A 16588-nucleotide genomic window follows, 5' to 3' on the forward strand; every position below is an offset into this window, starting at 1 on the left:
TCATGCTGTCTCTACGAATATTTGCGATGATGACGCTGGTGGCGATTTTCCCCGGATACTCGCAGTGGAGGGAGGTCGGCGCTGTCCATGCGCAGGCTTATCCCGAAACCCTCGCTATCTCCGTAAAAAATCCGGCGGGGTTTGCGCGTCTGCAGACCGGGATTGTTTTCGATATGGTGCAGCTCAAAGCCAAAGCGCCGGCGTTCAACCCCGGGGCTTTTGTCGTATTGTCACAGGACGGCGAGCTGGCGGGTCAAGCTGTTGATGGCGACGGTAACGGCAGCGCCGATCAAATCGTCTGCGTTGCCGATTTTGCGCCTTACGAGACGAAAACATTGACCGTGCGCTATGCGAAGTCCGGCGTGTTGCAGCACGCCTATCCCAAACGGACACAAGCGGAACTTTCCCACAAGGTGGGCGGCAAGTTCGTCAATCGCAAATACGAAGGCGGCACCTTTCAGAACGTGCAATACCTGCGCGTGCCATCTGAACACACCGATCATTCCTTCTACATTCGCTACGAGGGCCCGGGCTGGGAGTCGGACAAAATCGGCTATCGCTTCTATCTCGACTGGCGCAATGCCATCGATATTTTCGGCAAAAAAACGCCGTCAATGGTTTTGCAAAACGTCGGGCAGGATGGCTTCGATTCTTATCACGAGATGTCGGATTGGGGCATGGACATTTTAAAGGTGGGTGAATCCCTGGGGATTGGCTCGCTCGCGATGTGGCACGCGGGCAAGGCGCAGCGCATCGCCCACACCGACAGCGTGACCTGTGCGATCATTGCCAACGGCGCCGTGTACTCGCAAATTCAGACAAAGTATTTTGGCTGGAAGGCCGGCGGCGGCCGTTACAATGTCGTTTCAAATCTGGCCATCACAGCCGGCAGTCGTTTGACCAAACACGCTGTCGAGATTTCCGGCAATCCAGAGAATTTGTGTACGGGCATCGTCAAGTTTGACAGCACCAGGCTGTTGGCTTCGCCGCCCTCGCATGCAGGCTGGGCGTATTTGGCAACTTACGGCAAACAAAGTTTGGCGAATGACAAGCTCGGCCTGGCAGTGTTGTATCGCAAGCATGACTTGATCGAAGTGAGAGGCGATCAATACAGCCACGTGGTCGTGTTCAAGCCGGCAAACGGTCAACTGACTTACTATTTTCTGGCCGCCTGGGAGCAGGAGCCGAACGGCATTAAAGCCGCCGAAGAGTTTGAAACTTACCTCAATCAAACCGTGGCGGAATTGAATTCACCGCTGGTAATTGAATAAAATTTGGTGCTGTCGTGTTCCCCGGGAACAGATCAGGAGTGGCATAATGAAAATTTTACCGGCCATAGATCCCGTGCGCACAAAAAGTCTGACGACTTCCGAGCTGAGAGAGGCATTCCTGCTCGAAAATTTGTTTCAGCCTGACAGCGTGCAATTGGTTTATTCGGAGATCGATCGTGCCGTCATCGCTGCAGCGATGCCGGTGAGGAAAAACCTGCTGCTTCCAACATGCAAAGAACTGGCGGCAGATTATTTTGCGCAGCGCCGCGAGATTGGTGTGCTCAACATCGGGGGGCCGGGGCAAATCAGCGTCGATAAAAAAGTTTTTGATCTCGCGAATCGCGACATGCTTTACATCGGCAGGGGAGCGAAAAAGATTGTCTTTGGCAGTGACAAAGACACGGAACCGGCGGCATTTTTCATCTTGAGCTTTCCCGCGCATCAAAGTTATCCAACCGAACTGATGCGCTTTGCCGAGGCGGATGCGGTTCGTCTCGGCTCGCCGGAGGGCGCGAACCAGCGCACAATTTACAAATACATTCATCCCGGCGGCATCGAAAGCTGCCAGTTGGTGATGGGTTTCACGCAACTCAAAAGCGGCTCCATCTGGAATACCATGCCGCCGCACACCCACTCCCGGCGCATGGAAGTCTACTTGTATTTCGATGTGCCTGACAATGCACGCGTTTTTCATTTCATGGGCCGGCCTGATGAAACGCGTCATCTCGTGATCGCCAACCGGCAGGCAGTGATTTCGCCAAGCTGGTCGATACACTGCGGCGCCGGCACGAGCGCGTATGCGTTTTGCTGGGGCATGGGCGGCGAGAATCAGGCGTTCGAGGACATGGATGCGGTGCGCCTGGAGCAGTTGCGTTGATTTTTCCAGCAGGATTCCACATGATCCTGGATAAATTCAAGCTCAACGGCAAAATCGCCATCGTCACCGGCGCTTCGCGAGGGCTGGGCCGCGGCATGGCGCTCGGGCTTGCAGAAGCCGGCGCGGATTTGGTGCTCGCCGGGGTGAGCGACATGTCGGCGGTTCAACGAGAAATCGAAAAACTCGGACGGCGTTGTGTCACTGTCATCGCGGATTTGGGCAATAAAGATTGTGTTCCGACCATCGTCAACTCGGCCGTCGAAAAGCTGGGCGGGATCGACATTCTGGTGAACAATGCCGGCATCATTCGCCGCGCGCCGGTGCTCGAATTTGCCGAAAAAGATTGGGACGAGGTGATCAAGGTCAATCTGCGCACGTTGTTTTTTCTCAGTCAGGCCGTGGCGAAAGTGATGGTCGGACAAAAGCGCGGCGGCAAGATCATCAACGTCGCCTCGTTGCTTTCCTTCCAGGGCGGCATTCTGGTTCCCTCATACACTGCTGCGAAAAGCGGCGTGATGGGGCTGACCCGTATTTTCGCCAATGAACTCGCGTGCCACAACATCAATGTGAATGCGATCGCTCCCGGTTACATGGCGACGGACAACACCAAGGCGCTGCGTGAAGATCCCAAACGCAGCACCGAAATCCTCGCGCGCATTCCAGCGGGCCGCTGGGGCACGCCGGAGGATTTAATGGGGGCGATCGTTTTCCTGGCATCAGAGGCCTCCAATTACATGCACGGCCACACGCTGGTCGTTGACGGCGGCTGGTTGAGCCGTTAAACTGGTCCTTTTAATTGTAACGCGGCATTCATGCCGCAACCAAATTTTATTGGATACGGATAAACACAGATTCGCACAGATTTATTACCTGAATTTTACATCCTTTTTTGCCACCTTTCGCCTGATAATGAATCTCAGGCTCAAAGCTAAATCCCTCGGAAGGCGGCTGCACACCAATCGGGTGATAAGTCGGCTTTTCGTTGACTTGAGCTTCGAGTTTGCGATTTCAATCGCAGACAGTAGGGGCAACACGACCCGCGCAAATGCAGGTATTATCCGTGTTGATCCATGGAAATCTGTGTCCTAAAATTTTCGCATTCGTCATAGTTTTCCAGAATAACACTATAATAGGCAGAATGATTATTGGGCGGCATCGTCTCCACTCATTCAGCCGCAAGCTCATTACGTCAACCGAAATTTTTGGCTGGTGTGAACTCAATCTTGCATTTTCCATGAACAGCAAAGCACATGTGATCGTCGTCATCGGAATTCTTGCCCTCATCGGCTGCGGCCGCGAAAACCGTGTGCGGGTGCTCAAGCTGGCGCACGGCCTCGATTCCAGCCATCCCGTGCACAAGGCAATGGAATACATGGCCGAGCGTGCGCTGGAAAAATCCGGCGGCAAACTCCGCATTGACGTCTACCCCAGCTCGCAATTGGGAACCGAACGCGAATGCCTCGAGCTGTTGCAAATCGGCAGTCTCGGCATGACCAAAGTTTCAACCAGCGTCATGGAGGGTTTCGTGCCGTCGTACAAAGTTTTCAGCCTGCCGTATTTATTCCGCGACGATGCGCACCGCTTCCAAGTTTTGGAAGGCGAAATCGGCATGCGCTTGCTGCAGGCACCGGAGAAATTTTTTCTGCGCGGACTTTGCTACTACGACGCCGGCAGTCGGAGTTTTTACACCAAAGCAAGACCGATTATGCGCCCCGCGGATCTGGCCGGGCTGAAGATTCGCACGCAAGAGAGCGCCACCCCGATGAAAATGGTGTTAGCGCTCGGCGGCTCGCCGACGCCGATTGCGTGGGGCGAGTTGTACACCGCTTTGCAGCAGGGCGTGGTGGACGGCGCCGAAAACAATCCGCCGAGCTTTCATCTTTCGCGGCATTACGAAGTTTGCAAATATTATGCGCTCGATGAGCATTCCTCGGTTCCGGATGTGCTGGTCATCAGCACGGTCGTTTGGAATGCTCTCTCGCCCCAGGAGCAGCAATGGCTGCAGGAAGCGGTGGACGAGTCCGCCGAATATCAAAAGAAAATCTGGCAGGAAGCCACGGCGCACGCGCTCGCCGAGGTGCAAAAAGCCGGCGTCGAAATTTTTTATCCGGACAAAACCCTGTTCACCGAGCAGGTGGCCGGTCTTTATGAGGAATACCGCAGCCAGCCGGAAATTTACAATCTCATTCAAGAAATCAAAGCCGTGAGGTGAGCATGCAACGCCTTCGATCCGGCGTCGATCAGGTTTTGAAATGGCTTGTGATCGTGCTTATGAGCGCGATGGTTCTCAACGTTTCATGGCAGGTATTCACGCGTTTCGTGTTGCGCGACCCCAGCTCGTACACCGAAGAATTGGCGCGTTATTTGTTGATCTGGGTTGGCTTGCTCGGCGCCGCTTATGCCGCCAGCCAGAAGATGCATCTCGCCATCGACATTTTGACCGCGCATTTGCACGGGAAATCCCGGCACTGTGCCGAAATGTTTATTTACCTCTGCACTTTTCTTTTCGCGCTCACCATCATGATGATTGGCGGCATTCGCCTGGTCAATCTCACGCTCACACTGAATCAAATCTCCGCGGCGTTGCAAATCAAACTGGCTTATGTTTACCTGGCGCTGCCGCTGAGCGGCATCATCATCATGTTTTACGCCGCATGTTTTTTTGCCGAACAGCTTCGCATGCTTTTGGACGGCAAAGCGATGCCAGATTCCAGCCGCTGACCAATACGAACCGGCCCGAATATGACCGACATACTCGTTCTCGTGCTCAGCTTCATGGTTTTGCTTCTGCTTGGCGTGCCCATCGCCTTTTGCCTCGGCATCTCGACCGCGTTTACAATGCTCATGAGCATCCAAGCCATGCCGGCCCTGACCACTGTGGCGCAACGCATGGCGACTGCGCTCGACAGTTTTGCGCTGCTGGCCATTCCGTTTTTCATTCTCGCCGGCCAATTGATGAATCGCGGTGGCGTCGCGCGGCGCCTGATCGATCTCGCCAAAGCCCTGGTCGGCATGTTGCCCGGCGGATTGGCTTATGTGAATATTCTCGCCTGCATGCTGTTCGGCGCGGTCTCGGGTTCGGCGGCAGCGGCGGCGGCGGCAATTGGCGGATTCATGACGCCCTTGATGAATAAGGAAGGGTACGACAAAAATTTCAGCGCCGTCGTCAACATCACTTCCTCGACCACCGGCTTGTTGATTCCGCCCAGCAATATTCTGATTGTTTACTCGCTGGCCAGCGGCGGCGTTTCGATTGCCGCGCTTTTTCTCGCGGGTTATTTCCCCGGCATCATTGTCGGCGTGGCGCTGATGATCGTTGCGGGCTTTATCGCGCACAAAAAAAATTATCCGGTCGGTGCTCGCATCGCCTTTAAAGAAGGATTCATGCGTTTCCTTGAGGCGATTCCAAGCTTGTCTTTGTTGCTCGTGGTGATGGGAGGAATCCTTGCCGGTTATTTTACCGCCACGGAAGCCTCTGCCATCGCCGTGTTGTACACATTCATTCTCTCCGTGCTCATTTATCGCGAGGTCAAATGGAAAGAGCTTCCCCAAATTTTGCTCGATTCGGCGGCGACCACCGCTATTGTCATGTTGCTCATCGGCACTTCAATGGGCATGTCGTGGATCATGTCGTATGAAAACATTCCGCAAAACGTCAGCGAAGCCTTGATTGCGTTGAGTGACAACAAGATCGTGTTGTTGTTGATCATCAACTTGATTCTATTGTTCGTCGGCACGTTTATGGACATGACGCCGGCGGTGCTGATCTTTACCCCCATTTTTCTTCCCGTGGTGGTGAAACTGGGAATGGATCCCATTCATTTCGGCATCATTATGGTTTTGAATTTGTGCATCGGCCTGTGTACACCGCCGGTGGGCAGTGTTTTGTTCATCGGCTGCGGCGTGGCCAACACCACCGTTGTCAAAGTGCTCAAGCCGCTCATCCCGATGTTCATCGCCATGATCGTGGTGCTCATTTTGGTAACGTACATACCCGAGCTGAGTCTGGCATTGCCGAAGTGGTTCGGTTTTTGAATGTTTTAACGACGAAAAACATGAAAGACATTTTCATCACTGAAAACTTTTTGCTTCATAACGAAACCGCAGTCGAGCTTTATCATGATTATGCCAAAGACCAGCCCATCATCGACTATCATTGCCATCTCCCGCCGAAAGAGATTGCCGAAAATAAGAAGTTCGAGAATCTGACCCAGATTTGGCTGTACGGCGATCACTACAAATGGCGCGCCATGCGAACCAACGGCGTCAGCGAGAGATTTATCACCGGCGATGCTTCCGATTGGGAAAAATTTCTCGCGTGGGCGGAAACGGTTCCCACAACGCTGCGCAATCCGCTTTATCACTGGACGCACATGGAGCTGAAGCGACCGTTTGGCATTTCCGACAGGCTTTTGAACAAGGACACCGCCAAAGAAATTTGGGAGATTTGCAACGCCAAGCTCGCGCAGGATGAATTCTCCGTTCGCGGCATCCTGCAGCAATTCGATGTCCGGCTGATTTGCACCACGGACGATCCGACCGACAGCCTGGAATATCACCAAAGTATTCGCCATGACACCGGTTTCGATATTCGCGTGCTGCCGGCATTTCGCCCCGACAGGGGGCTGGCCATTGAAAATGGCCCTGCCTTTCGCGAATGGGTGAACAAGCTCGCGGCCGCCGCAGACGTTGACATCAGGAAATTTCCGGATTATCTCGCCGCGCTCAGAAAGCGGCGGGATTTTTTTCATGCGCAGGGCTGCCGTCTGTCCGATCACGGCATTGAAACCGCGTATGCAGAAGATTACACCGAAAGCGAGATCGAGAATATTTTTGACAAGGCGCTCGCCGGCAAGCGTCTCGATCACAATGAGATACTCCAATTCAAATCCGCGATGTTGTATGAACTTGGCCTGATGTATCACGAAAGAGGCTGGACACAACAATTTCATCTGGGCGCGCTGCGCAACAACAACAGCCGCATGTTCCGCACGCTCGGACCGGACACGGGATTCGATTCCATCGGCGATTTTGAGGTTGCCAGGCCACTGGCGAAATTCTTGAATCGTTTGGACGACAAAAACAAGCTGGCGAAAACTATTTTATACAATCTCAATCCGCGCGACAACGAGGTGATGGCGACCATGATCGGCAATTTTCAGGATGGCAGCGTCGCCGGCAAAATGCAATATGGCAGCGCCTGGTGGTTTCTCGATCAACTGGACGGCATGAAGAAACAGCTCGAAGCACTTTCCAATATGGGATTGTTGAGCCGTTTCATCGGCATGCTCACCGACTCCCGCAGTTTTCTTTCCTTTCCCCGCCACGACTACTTCCGCCGTTTGCTCTGCAACATGCTCGGCGAGGATATGGAAAAAGGTCTAATCCCCAATGATGTGCCACTCGTTGGGAAGATGGTTGCTGGCATATGCTTTGACAATGCGAACGAATATTTTGGTTTTGGTCTCAGCCGATAATATGTTTCGCAACAGCACCCTTCGGCTGCGACGCCGAAGCCGGAGCTTGCGCCACGAAAACAATGTGTTTGTTTGGAGCCTGTATGGCCATGAGCTTGATGCCAATTATCGAAAAACTAAAGATGACTCCCGCAAGCGGCAATCAGCCCTTCCTGGTCGAGCTCTCCAAAAATGAATCCCTGCGGATTTATCCGAAATCGATTCATCAATTGGATCACTCTTATTTTTTCATCGCCCGCCGCGGTGTGAAAAAATATTTATTTCTTTCGCCAGCGAATGATTCTCATGCAATGCCGGCTCGCTTTGAAGGCGAGACGCTTGAAGCAAATCCGCCACTCAAATGTTGTCCGCTCAATCGGCAAAACGCGGCGGTGCTGCGCGAGCTGTTTGATTTCACCCGCCCGGTTTTGCTGGGCGTGGAAAATTCCTTTGGCCTCGGCGACCGCCTCGGTCTGGCCAATCCCGCGCATCTGCGCGCCATTGCCGGCACGCCGTTTCGCGCCATTCTCGCGCAGCAATCCATCCGCGAACTCGAACGCACCGAACGTACCCCTGACGAGGTGATGGATGCGGCGACGTGGGCAGTTTTTCAAGAAGGATACAAGAAAGGATTTGGCGCCGATGCCGATCATCTCAAAACCACTGAGCACATTGACCGCATGATGCAAGCGGGATTCACATTTTTTACTTTTGATCCCAGCGCATATGTGGTGAATGAGGCCGCGAAACTACCCGACAGCGAGTTGTCCGATCGCCTTAAAGCACTGCCTTGGGAGGTTCTGGCAGATACGCCCGAAGGAATGCGCTCGCGCTACGAAGGCAAAAGCTTTCGCATCACCGATGATTTCGAGATTCATACGACGGCTGCGGAAGTGCTTTGTAGTTTGGTAAAATACGGTGCCGTCATTGCACATGCCGTCACGCTTTATAGGCATCTCGAGAGCAAATATCGCGGACGGGCTTATGAAGTGGAGCTTTCGGTGGATGAAACCGATTCTCCTACTACTCCGTTCGAGCATTTTCTGGTCGCCAATGAATTGAAACGCTTGGGAGTGAAACTGGTCAGTCTCGCTCCGCGTTTCGTCGGTGATTTTGAAAAAGGGATTGACTTCAAAGGTGATCTTGCTTTATTTGAAAAAGAATATGTCAAGCATGTGAAAATCGCCGAGGCGCTCGGCCCGTACAAAATCAGCATTCATTCGGGTAGTGACAAATTCAGCGTCTATAACGTCATTGGATCGTTGAAGCTTGGTCACGTGCATGTGAAGACCGCGGGGACGAGTTATTTGGAGGCGTTAAGGACGATTGCAGAGAAAGAGCCAGCGTTGTTCAGCGAAATTCTCGACTTTGCACGCGGCCGGTATGAGACCGACAAAGCTTCGTATCACGTCTCCGCCAAGCTTGAACGCGTGCCGCCCTCACAAAACTGCACGCTGGAGCGCTTTCTCCGCCTCTTTGAGGACAACGATGCGCGACAGGTGTTGCACGTCACGTTCGGCTCCGTGCTCACTTGCAAAGACAGCGCTGGCAAACCGGTTTTCAAAGACCGCATCTTGCGCGCATTGGAACAGCACGAGGAAGCGCATTATGAAAACCTGTGCCGGCATTACCGCCGGCATATCGAACCGTTTTTGCAATGAAATGAAGCAGCAAAAACTTCTCGAAATGCAAAAAATGCTTGAAAAAGAGGTGTAAAATTTTTATACTTAGAATACCAGGTATAATTAATATATTTTTTGCAATAACGCCTGAGTTTTGTGAAGGACACTTTATGGGAATAGATTTCAACACACCGACCCCATTGTACCGCCAAATTGCGGATGATATTAAAGCCAGGATTGCCTCTGGACAGATGAAGGTAGGGGATCAGCTTGACTCGCAACAGGAGCTGGCCAAGAAATATGGTGTCAGTCTGATCACGGTGAAAAAGGCGTTGGCCGATCTCATCCACGAGGGCGTGCTTTTTAGCCGTGTGGGAAAGGGAACTTATGTTGCGGCACGAAAGCGGGTTGCGATTGATCTGTCCAGGTATAAGACCATCGGTTTAGTTTTGCGAGATTTGAAAAGCCCCTTCTTTTCGCTTATTGTTCACAGCGTTGAAGAAAAAGCCTCCGAAAGGGGATATAATCTTCTGCTCTCCAATTCCGGGGATCGCCTTGATAAAGAAGAGAGCCAAATCCACCATTTTCGTCAAATCGGTGTGAGTGGCTTAATTATCGCTTCAATGAGCCGCATTTACCGAGCGACCAACAGTATCCGAAAATTACACCAGGAGAACTTTCCCTATGTTTTTGTATCTTATATGGAAGACGAGGATATTTTCTACGTCGGCACCGACCATGAATATGGCGCTCATCTGGCGACGGAGCATCTGATTAAACTTGGCCACTATAGAATTGGTTATATCAGTTGCGAAGAAGGAAATTTGTTGAGCGAGCTCCGCAAGAAAGGTTACCTGCGCGCGTTGCAACAATATGGAAAACCCTTTGAAGAAAGCCTGGTCTTTCGTTCCTCGTCAAAAGGCGAAGGGGACGATTACCAGTCCGGCTACGAAATCGGCCTGCGCTTTTTGGCACTTGCCCAAAAACCCGACGCCGTGTTTGCATACAAGGATCTTGCCGCCCTTGGATTTCAGCAGGCCCTGCTGGATCACGGTCTGAAAGTTCCTCATGATGTTGCCATTGTTGGTTTTGACGATATTGAAAGCGGCCAGTATGCTCCGGTGCCTTTGACGACGATTCATCAGCCCACCGCGGAAATTGGCGCCATCGCCGTAGAAACACTTATTAAAAGAATCGAAGGGAAGGAAGCAAATATACGCACCATTTTGAAACCCACGCTTGTCGTGCGTGAATCCTGTGGCGCAAAGTTACGATCCATTTCTCGCAATATGTCATACAGTGTTACAACTGCTTAACTTCAAGTAAATTTTTAACTAGGAGTGTATTTAAATCCTTATTTTTGCCGTTATCCTGGTATACTTGGTATATTATATTGATTGCTGCACAGCTTGACACATTTTAATTTTATGAAAGTGGCGTCCGCCCTTGCTTAACCTCGGAACCAACAAATTCCGCTTCATCAGCTTTATTCGGTGACGAACTATGAAAACGAAACTGCAAAAACTCGATCGCCGCAATTTTATACGGACTTTGGCGGGCGGTCTTGGCGGCTTCGCGGCCACTTCGTGGCTCGCGCCGTCGCCGTCGCCGGCTCTTGCTCGCCCTATGGAGAACGCGCGTGCCGCGTTCAATAATTTGAAGATCACTGAGCTCAAATTTCTCAAGTTGCAATTTCCCGGCAAAACGCCGGTCAAGCGCAATGCCATCATCACCAGCGGCGGCGAGGCGCCGAGCCTGAAGATGCTGGAGCTTTACACCAATCAAGGACTGATCGGCCGCAGCCTGCCCAAAGGCCCGGACAGCTTGATCAAAAGCGCCTTCAGCAAAATTCGTGGTGAGAACCCGTTTGATGTGGAGCGCCTGTGGGATCACATGTATCGTGACAATCGCAAGTCGGTGGCAAAAGGCGAATACATCGAGGCCATCGGCTCGCTCGATATGGCGATTTGGGATCTCATCGGCAAGGCGCTCGAGTTGCCGGTTTATCGCGTGCTCGGTGCCTATCAAACCAGGCTGCGCGTGTACGCCGCTGGCGGTTATTACGAAGAGGGCAAGACCGTCGCCGATTTGGTGAAAGAGATGGAGGGTTATGTGAGCGAAGGCTTCCGCGCCGTGAAGATGAAAGTCGGTGGCGAAAGTTTTAGCGTCGATGTCGAGCGCGTTCGTGCCGTGCGCGAGGCGTTGGGGCCGGACATCGATCTGATGATCGATGCCAACAACAAATGGCTCGCCTACGACGCGATTCGTTTCGGTCGCGCGGTGGAGAAATACAATCTGTTTTGGTTCGAGGAGCCGGTGGTCGCGGATGATTTCGCCGGCTGCGCCGAGGTGCGTCAGGCGCTGGATATTCCCATCGTTGCCGGAGAAAATGAATACACGCGTTGGGGCTGTCGCGATCTGATCACAGCCGGCTCCGCGGATATTTTGAATCTCGACACCGTGAAAGCCGGCGGCATCACCGAGTATCGCAAAATCGCGGCGCTAGCCTCGGCGTTTCACATTCCGGTGGCGCCGCACGGCAGCCCGCACATGGCGGTGCACCTGCTCGCGGCAACGCCCAATGCGTTGATCATGGAAACCTATCCCGGCGTCGAGAGCCAGTACAACCCGGCGCTGCCGCTCTTTCCGGTGAAAGACGGCTTCATCACGGTTCCCGACAAACCCGGCTTGGGCATCGATCCGGATCCGGCGCTGGTCCAGAAGTATATGGTGAGCCTCCAATGATGAGAAATTTATTTTTCGGTTATGCCTCAAGGCTGCTCATAATCGGAGGAGCAAATCATGAAAGGCCAACCTTTTTTTGTCGCGCTCGTTCTCGTCTTTTTTGCGGGAACGAGCCTCGTTGCCAGCTCGACGGGTAAAATCGTTGGCGTCGTCAAAGACGCCCAAACCGGCGAGCCGTTGCCCGGCGCCAATGTTTTTTTGCAAGGCACGGCCCTTGGCGCCGCGACCAACCTCAAAGGCGAATACCTCATTCCCTCCGTGCCGGCCGGCGACTATATGCTGGTCGTCTCATATATCGGTTACAAGAAGGTGACGATGCCGATCAGCGTCACGACCGATCAAATCACCCGCCAGGACGTTAAACTGCAATTCGAAGTCATCGAGGGGCAAGCCGTCGTGGTCACGGCGCAATTGGAAGGCCAAGCGCGCGCCATCAACCAGCAATTGTCTGCCAACACCATCGTCAACGTCGTGTCTTCGGACAAGATCAAGGAGTTGCCGGATCAAAACGCGGCGGAATCGTTGGGGCGTTTGCCCGGCATATCCATTCAGCGCGACGCCGGCGAGGGCACGAAAGTCGTGATTCGCGGCCTGTCGCCGAAATTCAACTCGATCACCGTCAACGGCGAGCGCATTCCTTCCACTGAGGCAGTTGATCGCTCGGTCGATCTCAGCATGATCTCGCCGGACATGCTGGCGGGCATCGAAGTGTTCAAAGCCCTCACGCCGGATAAAGATGGAGACGCGATCGGCGGCACGGTGAATTTTGTGATTCGCAAAGCGCCCGAAGGTTTGAAAACGGATTTCCGCTTGCAAGGCGGATACAACAATCACGAAAGCGATTACGGCGTGTACAAGGGCAGCGCGAGCTTGAGCAACCGCTTCTATGAAGATAAGTTGGGCGTTATTTTGACCGGCAATCTGCAGCGGGCCAATCGCAGCTCGGACGTGCTGGAGGCCGACTATTCCTTTGCCGGACAGGGCGTGGACCGCGCCAAAATCAAAGTTGAAGATTTGAATCTCGGCGACCGGCTGGAAACCCGCGACCGTTACGGCGCCTCGCTGGCGCTCGATTATAATTTGGGCAACGGCTCCATTCTTTTCAACAGCTTTTGGAGCCGCACCGACCGCGACGAGATTCAGCGCCGCAAACGGTATCGCGTCGGCACCACCCGCGTGGAATATGACTTGATCGACCGCCGCATTGAAACCACGTTGCTGACCAATTCTTTGAGCGGGGAGCACACGTTCAAACTCCTCGAGCTGAGCTGGCGCGCTTCGTATTCCGACAGCAAACAGAACATGCCGTTTTCCCATTACGCGCGCTTTCGCGAGGACGCCGCCTACACCGCCGACTTGATCGAAGACCAGGGGCCGGAGCTGATTCCGCTGGGCGCAAAAAACAATCTCGCCGAAACTTATTTCAAGAACGATCATCTCGACGAGCAACGGATCGAAGACCGTGATTGGACCGCGCAGCTCGATATCAAAAGGCCGTGGGTGTTGGGTAAAAAAATTTCGGGTTATTTCAAACTCGGCGGCAAAATTCGCGACAAGGATCGCACGCGCGACGATCATCGCATTTGGACTTCTCATTTCAACCTCGATGCGCTCGGCCGTGAGATGGCCGCGAACCCCGAGAGGTTTCGCAACGAATTTCGCCTCTACGAATTGACCAACGTCAATCGTCTTGGGCTCAACGCTTTTCTTGATCCCGGCTTCAGCGCCGGAGATTATCTCAACGGCCAGTTCACGTTTGGCCCGGGGCTGAGTGTGGACAAACTCCACGATTTTTTGAATACCTTCCGGTCCTTCATTTTAATGAACGGCGACCCGCTGTATGTCGTCGACAAGCTTTATGATTTGCGGGATTATAAAGCCGGCGAGCAGATTCGCGCCACCTATTTGATGGCCGAGTTTAATCTCGGACGCAAGCTCACCCTGCTGGGCGGCGCCCGCTACGAATGGACGGAGAACGATTACAAAAGCATTTTCGGAACGCCGGAAATTGGGGAAGATGGTCAGAGCGTGAGTGGCGTGACCGATACCACGGGCGTTCGGCAATATGATGAGATTCTACCGATGGCGCACCTGCGCTATAAATTCACTTCGTGGTTCGACATTCGCCTGGCCGCCACCAAAACCCTTTCGCGTCCCGATTACTTCAATCTCGTGCCGCGCGAAAGTATCAACAACGACGAAAGAATTATCGAACGTGGCGAGCCGAATCTGAAGCCGACCCGCGTGTGGAATTACGACGCCTATCTGTCGTTCTACAGCCGCTTGGGGCTTTTTACCGTCGGCGGATTTTACAAGGAACTCCGCGACATTGATTATCTCCGCCGCTTCCCGATTCTCGAAATCGGGCATCCCTATCGCGGTTACGACATCGTCGGGCCGATAAATGGAAAAGGCAAGCCCACGATCAAAGGCTGGGAAATCGATTTGCAAACCAATCTCAAGTTTTTGCCCGGCCCGCTCGACGGCCTGGTGCTGTACGCCAACTATTCCCGCATCACCTCAAAAACTTTTTACCCCTTCTTCCGCGTTGAAACCAAGCTGATTCCCACTCCTCCCTATGTTGTCTCCACGGCTATCGATACGGTGCGTTCGGGGCGCGTCGCCGGCCAGGCGGATTATATTGCCAACTTCGCGATCGGTTACGAGAAGAAAGGATTTTCGGGTCGCCTGTCACTGATCGCGCAAGGCGGCAGCCTGGAAAATTTGGGCGGCACGAGTGAATTTGACGGCTTTGCCGATGATTTTTTGCGCTGGGATCTCACCTTGCAACAGAAAATCACCAGCGGCTTCAGCGCCTTTCTGAACTTCAACAACATGACCGATTATGCGGAGAAGGCCTTTCTCGGCATCAAGGCGTTTCCAACGAGTGAGGAATTCTTCGGCTGGACGGCCGATCTCGGGCTGCGCTACAAGTTTTAACGCGCCGTTATGAATTCTTTTCGTTTATTTAACCAAAACAGTGAGGAGGTTGGCCTATGATCAATTGCAAGCCGCCGCAAGTTGTTTGAGCCGTATCACACCACTAACAAAAATTTCGCACGAACTCAAAACCGGAGAAGCCACGATGAAACCAATTTACAGACTGCTGCCCCAATTATTGGCGTGCGCCATCGCCGTCTTGGGGTGGTTTGACGAATCCAATGCCCAAGAGCGCCGCGTGCCGATTGCTCCCGGCATCGGAACGTTGAACGCGGCGATCGCGGGGGATACCGCTAGAACCCCCAACACCGTTTACGTGCTGGAGCGCGGCGCCGGAAAAATTTATTTGTTGTCCGGAACCATCGATCATAACTTTCCGCTCACGATTATTTCGGAGGGAACAGGGGAACGCCCGCGCTTGGTGCCGCTGGCGGATAACGCCGGCAACTCGACCCGCGCCTTTCGGAGCCGCGCCAATCTCACGCTCAAAGGCTTGTACGTCACCGGCGCCAATTCTTTGGGCGCTTACCGCGAGACCAACATCATCCGCACCGGCGCCGATAACGTTCGCATCGTGCTGGAAGATTGCCATCTCGATCGCGACGGCCAATCGGCCATCCGGCTCGACAACAAATTCTGCCGCGTGTTCGTGAAAAAGTCCATCATCAGCAACATCGGCGAGGCGACGAATCTGGACAACGGCCGCTTCATCGATGCGCGCGGCGTTCAACAAGATTCGATCTGGGTGGAGAACACCACCGTTTACAACATCACCAGCCGCGTCTATCGCGTCGGCGACGGCGGCTTGAGCAAGTTCCACTATTGGAACCACAACACCATCGTCAACAGCGCACAGCATTGCCTGGACATCGAGCAGTTGGCGACCTTCATCTTCACCAACAACATCGTGGTCAACGGCGCTTATTTCGGCACGGACACCACGACAACGCCCGGCAGCGTGCCGCGCACGCTCATCGAGCTTGATCCCCCCGGACCGCTGCTCGCGGGCCTGAGCTTGAGCGTGACGATCCGCAACAACAATTTCTATTTGGATCCGGCGATCTCGAGTCTGTTTCCCGGCATCCGCGGCCGCAAAGTCGTTCAGCCCTATGACTCGATTGCCACGGCTCATGCCAGTAATACCACTATGGAAGCCATCGCTTTTGTCAACGGTCCGCCTTCGCACATCCCTTTGGTGATGGCTTTCCTGGATACCAGCAGATCCATGTCGAGTTATCCACCCTTTGATACCTCGAAAGAGCCTTACGATTTCAAATATCCCACCACGACGGCGGCGTACACCGGCTCCACTGCCGGCCAGCCGCTCGGCGCGCTCACGTGGTTCGGCCTCGACATCATCAGCGCCGTGAAGGATCGCGCCGGCAGCAAAGTGCCCAACTCGTTTCGTCTGCTCGGCAATTATCCCAATCCGTTCAACCCTTCGACTGCAATTTGCTTTGATCTGCCGGTTGCAGCCGAAGTGCAAATCGCCGTGTTTGATGTCACCGGCCGGCAAGTGCTCGCCACCAAGCCGGTGCGCATGAACGCCGGCTCCGCGCAGGCGCTGCGCTTGGACGCTTCGGCCCTCGCCACCGGTGTGTACTTCTATCGCGTCACCGCCGCGACGGCGAAACAAACGTTTACCGGAACGGGTGATATGCTGTTGGTCAAATAAGG

General features: G+C 53.6%; 12 protein-coding genes. All 12 read left to right on the forward strand.

Going from position 1 to position 16588, the window contains the following annotated elements:
• Window positions 1-2 precede the first annotated feature (2 nt).
• On the forward strand, window positions 3-1271 hold the full coding sequence (locus tag ONB52_17290; GenBank protein MDZ7417890.1) for a DUF4861 domain-containing protein: 1269 nt from the start codon (window positions 3-5) through the stop codon (window positions 1269-1271).
• A gap of 46 nt (window positions 1272-1317) precedes the next feature.
• A complete protein-coding gene (kduI, locus tag ONB52_17295; GenBank protein ID MDZ7417891.1) occupies window positions 1318-2148 on the forward strand; it encodes a 5-dehydro-4-deoxy-D-glucuronate isomerase in 831 nt (276 codons plus the stop codon).
• A 20-nt stretch (window positions 2149-2168) separates the two neighbouring features.
• The gene (gene kduD / locus ONB52_17300; GenBank protein MDZ7417892.1) at window positions 2169-2930 is read left to right on the forward strand and encodes a 2-dehydro-3-deoxy-D-gluconate 5-dehydrogenase KduD; all 762 of its coding nucleotides are present in this window, start codon (window positions 2169-2171) and stop codon (window positions 2928-2930) included.
• A 452-nt stretch (window positions 2931-3382) separates the two neighbouring features.
• Window positions 3383-4360: a TRAP transporter substrate-binding protein gene (locus ONB52_17305; protein ID MDZ7417893.1), complete on the forward strand. Its 978-nt coding sequence runs from the start codon at window positions 3383-3385 to the stop codon at window positions 4358-4360.
• A gap of 2 nt (window positions 4361-4362) precedes the next feature.
• On the forward strand, window positions 4363-4869 hold the full coding sequence (locus ONB52_17310) for a TRAP transporter small permease (GenBank protein MDZ7417894.1): 507 nt from the start codon (window positions 4363-4365) through the stop codon (window positions 4867-4869).
• Between the two features lie 21 nt (window positions 4870-4890).
• Window positions 4891-6183, forward strand: coding sequence for a TRAP transporter large permease subunit (locus ONB52_17315; protein MDZ7417895.1), 1293 nt, complete (start codon window positions 4891-4893; stop codon window positions 6181-6183).
• A gap of 20 nt (window positions 6184-6203) precedes the next feature.
• The gene (gene uxaC, locus ONB52_17320; GenBank protein MDZ7417896.1) at window positions 6204-7625 is read left to right on the forward strand and encodes a glucuronate isomerase; all 1422 of its coding nucleotides are present in this window, start codon (window positions 6204-6206) and stop codon (window positions 7623-7625) included.
• Between the two features lie 83 nt (window positions 7626-7708).
• Window positions 7709-9265, forward strand: coding sequence for a tagaturonate epimerase family protein (locus tag ONB52_17325; GenBank protein ID MDZ7417897.1), 1557 nt, complete (start codon window positions 7709-7711; stop codon window positions 9263-9265).
• Window positions 9266-9396: 131 nt separating this feature from the next.
• Window positions 9397-10542 carry a GntR family transcriptional regulator gene (locus ONB52_17330; protein MDZ7417898.1) on the forward strand — a complete coding sequence of 382 codons (1146 nt, stop codon included), beginning with the start codon at window positions 9397-9399 and terminating at the stop codon, window positions 10540-10542.
• 187 nt (window positions 10543-10729) lie between these two features.
• Window positions 10730-11971, forward strand: a complete 1242-nt coding sequence (locus ONB52_17335; protein ID MDZ7417899.1) for a mandelate racemase/muconate lactonizing enzyme family protein — start codon at window positions 10730-10732, stop codon at window positions 11969-11971.
• A gap of 57 nt (window positions 11972-12028) precedes the next feature.
• Window positions 12029-14911: a TonB-dependent receptor gene (locus ONB52_17340; GenBank protein ID MDZ7417900.1), complete on the forward strand. Its 2883-nt coding sequence runs from the start codon at window positions 12029-12031 to the stop codon at window positions 14909-14911.
• 145 nt (window positions 14912-15056) lie between these two features.
• Complete coding sequence (locus tag ONB52_17345; GenBank protein MDZ7417901.1) at window positions 15057-16586, forward strand: T9SS type A sorting domain-containing protein; 1530 nt, start codon at window positions 15057-15059, stop codon at window positions 16584-16586.
• Window positions 16587-16588 lie beyond the last annotated feature (2 nt).

The organism is candidate division KSB1 bacterium, from assembly GCA_034506255.1.
Classification (GTDB): domain Bacteria; phylum Zhuqueibacterota; class Zhuqueibacteria; order Zhuqueibacterales; family Zhuqueibacteraceae; genus Coneutiohabitans; species Coneutiohabitans thermophilus.

Coding starts and splice junctions, on each gene's coding strand:
- uxaC (MDZ7417896.1), top strand. CDS start 6,204: ATGAAAGACATTTTCATCACTGAAAACTTTTTGCTTCATAACGAAACC.
- ONB52_17305 (MDZ7417893.1), top strand. CDS start 3,383: ATGAACAGCAAAGCACATGTGATCGTCGTCATCGGAATTCTTGCCCTC.
- ONB52_17330 (MDZ7417898.1), top strand. CDS start 9,397: ATGGGAATAGATTTCAACACACCGACCCCATTGTACCGCCAAATTGCG.
- ONB52_17315 (MDZ7417895.1), top strand. CDS start 4,891: ATGACCGACATACTCGTTCTCGTGCTCAGCTTCATGGTTTTGCTTCTG.
- ONB52_17340 (MDZ7417900.1), top strand. CDS start 12,029: ATGAAAGGCCAACCTTTTTTTGTCGCGCTCGTTCTCGTCTTTTTTGCG.
- ONB52_17310 (MDZ7417894.1), top strand. CDS start 4,363: ATGCAACGCCTTCGATCCGGCGTCGATCAGGTTTTGAAATGGCTTGTG.
- ONB52_17345 (MDZ7417901.1), top strand. CDS start 15,057: ATGAAACCAATTTACAGACTGCTGCCCCAATTATTGGCGTGCGCCATC.
- ONB52_17290 (MDZ7417890.1), top strand. CDS start 3: ATGCTGTCTCTACGAATATTTGCGATGATGACGCTGGTGGCGATTTTC.
- kduI (MDZ7417891.1), top strand. CDS start 1,318: ATGAAAATTTTACCGGCCATAGATCCCGTGCGCACAAAAAGTCTGACG.
- kduD (MDZ7417892.1), top strand. CDS start 2,169: ATGATCCTGGATAAATTCAAGCTCAACGGCAAAATCGCCATCGTCACC.
- ONB52_17335 (MDZ7417899.1), top strand. CDS start 10,730: ATGAAAACGAAACTGCAAAAACTCGATCGCCGCAATTTTATACGGACT.
- ONB52_17325 (MDZ7417897.1), top strand. CDS start 7,709: ATGGCCATGAGCTTGATGCCAATTATCGAAAAACTAAAGATGACTCCC.